The sequence below is a fragment of the Muriicola sp. genome (assembly GCF_049669965.1).
Taxonomy (GTDB): Bacteria; Bacteroidota; Bacteroidia; order Flavobacteriales; family Flavobacteriaceae; genus Muriicola.
Window position 1 is genome coordinate 1 of record NZ_JBATLB010000076.1, and the last position, 5,032, is coordinate 5,032.

Genomic DNA, 5,032 nt, shown 5'->3' on the forward strand with positions numbered 1-5,032 from the left:
CCCATCTGTGGATGAAGCATTTTTTGATGTGCCGCATGCCGAAAGGAATATAAAAAGTCCAAGAAGGAAATAGGTTTTCATGAGCTGTTGAAATAGTGTTTTGAAAGATACAATAATTACACTAGTAATAGGGGCAATTTATGGATACGGCTCTTATGACTATCTTTAACCAAAAGTAAAGTATGATCTTATTGGTTCAGGCTGTTGGGGCCTTATATGGATTGTTAGCGGTAATATTTGGTGCTTTTGGGGCACATGCCTTAAAAAAGACCTTTACGGAGGAGCAACTCAGGAGTTTTGAGACCGGAGTAAAATATCAGATGTATCACGCCATTTTATTAATTGTCCTGGGATTTAATCTTGGTTTTTCTACCCCTTTGGAATCTTATATGGCCTATTGTTTTCTGATAGGTATATTCTTATTCTCTTTTAGTATTTACGGGCTTTGTATCAGTGCATCGAAAGGGAAAAAGCAGAAGTGGTTGGGGCCTGTAACCCCCTTAGGAGGCTTGTTTTTGGTGGCAGGATGGACTTTGTTATTCTATTCCTTTATAGCCCATATTGTCTGATATTAGTGGCAGCCACAGTCATCCTGTCCGCAAGCAGTAGAGGAAGATTTCTTGCCAGGCCAAAGCCTTTTTGGCAGCAGGAATTTCTTCACCAAATACCCAAGGGCTATGGTGAGTGTAAGGTATACTAAGAGAGATTGAAAACTCATACTACTACTTTAAAAGTTGAAAGGCAACCAACGCAACAATATACGCAAAAGTGCTCATAATTACTAATTGGGCCATGGGCCATTTCCAGCTATTGGTCTCCCTTTTTACCACCGCCAGGGTACTCATGCACTGCATGGCAAAGGCATAGAACAACAGTAAGGAGATCCCGGAGGCAAGATTAAATAGAGGCTTATCAGTAGCCGGATTTACTTCTGCTGCCATCCGTTCTTTGATCGTTTCTTCTTCATCATTTCCTACACTATAGATGGTGGCCAGGGTACCTACAAAAACCTCTCTTGCCGCGAAGGAGGTGAGTACGGCAATACCAATCTTCCAGTCGTACCCAAGGGGCTTTACCAGGGGTTCAATGGCTTTGCCAAGATAACCTATATATGAATTTTCGAGTTTGTAACTGGCAATTTCCTGTTTTTCTGCCCGTTCTTCCAGTGATAAACGTTGTTGCAGCAACGAATCTTGTAACTGTGCTGCGGTAAAAGAGTTTCTTGTATGTAGGGCATTCTCATACCCCAGTAATTTTTCCTTAATATCAGCTTCGTTATAGGCCGTGAAACCTTCTGTAGCGATCCGTTGTTTCACTAATTTCTCGGCATCATCAAAATTGTCTGAAAATCCATTGGATCCTAAAAACCACAGCACTATAGAGATGGCAAGGATAATCTTCCCGGCACCGTACACAAAACTCTTTGTTTTTTCGATGACCGTATAGGCTACATTTTTAAGTAGGGGAAGCTTATAATTAGGCATTTCGATGACGAAAAAGGTCCGACTTTTGATCTTCAGTATTTTGTGAAGGATCATGGCAGAGAAAATAGCTGCCAAAAAGCCAATGAGATACAAAAGCATCAAGGTCAATGCCTGATAACTTAATCCTAGTATTCTGCCTTCCGGAATAACCAGGGCAATGATGATTAGGTATACAGGAAGACGCGCCGAACAGGTAGTAAAGGGAGTTACAAGAATGGTGATAAGCCTTTCCTTCCAGTTTTCAATATTTCTGGTTGCCATGACTGCCGGGATTGCGCAGGCGGTGCCGGAGATCAGTGGTACAACACTTTTCCCACTTAACCCAAAGGGCTTCATCACTCTGTCCATCAGGAAAACAACCCTGCTCATATAACCAGATTCTTCCAGTAGGGAGATAAAGAGGAACAAAAAGGCGATCTGGGGTATAAAGATAACAATGCCACCTATGCCTGCAAGGATACCTTCTGCAACCAAATTGGTAAAAACTCCCGGGGGTAAGGTATGTTTAACCCATTCACTGGCAGACGCAAAGAACTCATCAATAAAGTCCATGGGGTAACTACTCCAGTCATAAATAGCCTGAAAAATAGTGAGCAGTATTACAAAGAAGATAAGATACCCAAAAACCTTATGGGTAAGGACCTTATCTAGCCTGGCCCTGAAACCTTTGGCCACCTTAAGATCTACTTTGTAAGTTTCTTTGAGGATCCCATTGATAAATTGATACCTGAGAATGGTCTCTTTTTGTTGTAGTCTTTTTAATTCAGATTTAGATTTGGTGCTGAAAGAACTAGAATCCTGGATGCGTTTTTTTTCAATTGGCATAAAGTTCACATCCTGTGTAATAACCAACCAGAGTTTATACAGATCCTCATTGGGAAAGGTGCGCTTTAGGCGTTCAAAGTAATCTGGTGCAATGACCGTTGTATCTACATTGGGTTTAACAGATAAGTTCTTAAAATCGGCGATCAATTCCTTAAGCCGGTCAATACCTGTATTCTTGCGGGTGCTCACCAGGGCTATTTTGGTATTCAGTCGTTGCTCCAACAAGGGAACGTCCAGGGAAATACCTTTTCGCGGCATACGGTCTGCCATATTGATCACCAGGATGCTCGGAATCTTCAGATCTTTGATCTGGGTGAACAACAATAAATTTCGCTTTAAATTCTCAACGTCACTGATAACCACCGCTACGTCCGGAAAATCTTTATCGTTTCTGTTCAGCAGTAATTCTACGGCTACACTTTCGTCTAAAGAAGTGGTATTTAAACTGTAAGTACCGGGAAGATCCAGGATATGAGCTTTTACTCCTCTGGGAAGTTTACACATCCCCTCCTTTTTTTCCACGGTAATTCCCGGGTAGTTACCTACTTTTTGCTTGAGGCCGGTTAACGCATTGAATACGGAGGTCTTTCCGGTATTTGGATTTCCAATCAGTGCTACATTGATACTCTTACTCATAACAGTTACACCTCTTCTATGATATCCAAAGCAATCAAACGAGCGGTAGATCTCCGGATGGCAATATGTGAGCCATTAACGTTGATATACATAGGATCTTTAAACGGGGCTATCTGAACTAATTCTATTTCATTTCCCGGTAAGCAGCCTAGTTCAAGCAGCTTAATAGGCAATACATCATCTGCAAATTCACGGATGATTCCCCTTTGTCCTATTTTAAGATCTACGACGGTAATGCTCAATTTTTATTTAGATTGATTTTAAGTAAGCACAAAAATAACAGAAAAAAAGTAGAATAAGGGTGGATATTCGGATTAAAATATAGGAGGCTTTTTGGGGAATAAGGAAGCACTAGTTGCTTGGTTAGAAAGGGAGCCTAACTATTCGCGATACGAGGCTTTTAGGATGGCCAGATCTTCCAAAAGTTCTTTAATTTCTTCCGGATTAGTACCATCATAGGTGCCGCGAATCCTTTTTTCCTTGTCAATAAGCATGAAGTTTTCCGTGTGAATCATATCATAGGGTCCGCCGTCCCCGTCCGTCTTTACTGCGAGGTATGACTTCCTGGCCAGTTCATAGATCTGTTTCTTGTCTCCGGTAACCAGGTTCCATTTTTGATCGATCACCCCTTTTTCCAGGGCATATTTTTTTAATTGAGGCACCGAATCTATTTCAGGAGTGACGGAGTGGCTTAACAGCAGCACGTCATCATCGTTAAGGATCTCGTCCTGTATCAGGCCCATATTTTCTGTCATAATAGGACAGATAGAAGGGCAGGTCGTAAAAAAGAAATCTGCTATATAGATCTTATCCGCATAATCCTTTTGGGTAATGGTCTTACCATTCTGATTTACCAAAGAAAAATCTGCGATGGTGTGATATTTCTTAACATACTGCACGGAGGAATCTACCAGTTCCGGATTAAAATCGGCCGGTTGGTAAACCGGCAGCATTTTTTTTGGTTGCAGCGCGCGATAGAAGAGAAAGACAATGACCATAGATAGTCCTAGCAAAACCAACCCTAACAGCCTGAACTTTTTAAAAAACTCTCGCATCAACTCTTTTTTACAAAGGTACAGCAGCCAGCACTCGCAATCAAAAATTGAAGGATAAGATAGCTGCTAAATCTTTCTTAAAAATCTCCCTGCATTTTCAGTTTCTTTTTTTAAGACCCCGCAAAAGTGTACTTTTGTGCGTTCTAAAATCGAATTCGTAAATGAATCCAATCCTTATACAGACCATACAATTCTTTATGAGTCTTTCCCTGCTTATTGTTTTGCACGAGTTAGGCCATTTTATTCCTGCCAAATTATTTAAGACACGGGTAGAGAAATTCTATCTCTTTTTTGATATAAAATATTCCTTATTTAAAAAGAAAATTGGCGAAACCGTCTATGGTATTGGCTGGCTACCTCTTGGGGGTTATGTGAAAATTGCCGGCATGATAGATGAGAGCATGGACACGGAACAGTTGGCGGAGGAACCCAAGCCGTGGGACTTTCGGAGCAAGCCCTCCTGGCAGCGGCTTATCATTATGCTGGGCGGTGTAACCGTGAATTTTATCCTGGCGGTGATCATTTATATAGGCTTGGCATGGAGTTACGGGGATGAGTTTATTTCCAACGAGAGTTTGAAAGATGGGGTGTATGTAACGGAACAAAGCATTGGCGATAAAATAGGCATACAAACAGGAGACAAGATCATTTCGGTTGATGGGGATAGGATTGAAGATTTCGACAAAATTTTGCTCGAATTGGTAAACGGCAACCAATTTACCATTGAAAGGGACGGTAGAGAAGTTACACAGGAGATTCCGGTCGACTTTATTTCTACACTACTAGAAGATGAAGATAAGATACGGTTTTTAAGTCCACGTCTTCCTTTTGTGATTGGTGCTATACCCGATGAGTCCAAAAACAAAGATTCTGGTTTAGAGGTCAAAGATGAAATTGTAGGTATAGGCGGAACTGAAATTACGTACTTTGATGAAGCCAAACCTATACTTGAACAGTACAAAAACAAAGCTGTAGATCTTACGATTGAGCGAGAAGGTAGTGGATTAGTTAGGATACCTGTAATGATCTCAG

At 41.2% G+C, this 5,032-nt stretch carries 5 protein-coding genes; 2 read left to right on the top strand and 3 right to left on the bottom strand.

Annotated features, from left to right (window positions below; genetic code table 11):
* Positions 1 to 182 precede the first annotated feature (182 nt).
* Positions 183 to 569 carry a DUF423 domain-containing protein gene (locus WBM49_RS04165; protein WP_424370807.1) on the top strand — a complete coding sequence of 129 codons (387 nt, stop codon included), beginning with the start codon at positions 183 to 185 and terminating at the stop codon, positions 567 to 569.
* 153 nt (positions 570 to 722) lie between these two features.
* Here the strand turns inward: WBM49_RS04165 and feoB are convergent, their stop codons facing one another.
* The 3 genes from feoB to WBM49_RS04180 all read right to left on the bottom strand — a co-directional run bounded on the left by feoB (position 723) and on the right by WBM49_RS04180 (position 4,000).
* Positions 723 to 2,945, bottom strand: coding sequence for a ferrous iron transport protein B (gene feoB, locus WBM49_RS04170; protein ID WP_424370808.1), 2,223 nt, complete (start codon positions 2,943 to 2,945; stop codon positions 723 to 725).
* Between the two features lie 5 nt (positions 2,946 to 2,950).
* Positions 2,951 to 3,181 carry a FeoA family protein gene (locus tag WBM49_RS04175; RefSeq protein ID WP_424370811.1) on the bottom strand — a complete coding sequence of 77 codons (231 nt, stop codon included), beginning with the start codon at positions 3,179 to 3,181 and terminating at the stop codon, positions 2,951 to 2,953.
* A 144-nt stretch (positions 3,182 to 3,325) separates the two neighbouring features.
* Positions 3,326 to 4,000: an SCO family protein gene (locus tag WBM49_RS04180; RefSeq protein WP_424370809.1), complete on the bottom strand. Its 675-nt coding sequence runs from the start codon at positions 3,998 to 4,000 to the stop codon at positions 3,326 to 3,328.
* 161 nt (positions 4,001 to 4,161) lie between these two features.
* Between WBM49_RS04180 and WBM49_RS04185 the strand changes: the two genes are divergently transcribed.
* Positions 4,162 to 5,032: site-2 protease family protein (locus tag WBM49_RS04185; RefSeq protein ID WP_424370810.1), on the top strand; the 871-nt coding region annotated here is incomplete at its 3' end.

Coding starts and splice junctions, on each gene's coding strand:
- WBM49_RS04165 (WP_424370807.1), top strand. CDS start 183: ATGATCTTATTGGTTCAGGCTGTTGGGGCCTTATATGGATTGTTAGCG.
- feoB (WP_424370808.1), bottom strand. CDS start 2,945: ATGAGTAAGAGTATCAATGTAGCACTGATTGGAAATCCAAATACCGGA.
- WBM49_RS04180 (WP_424370809.1), bottom strand. CDS start 4,000: ATGCGAGAGTTTTTTAAAAAGTTCAGGCTGTTAGGGTTGGTTTTGCTA.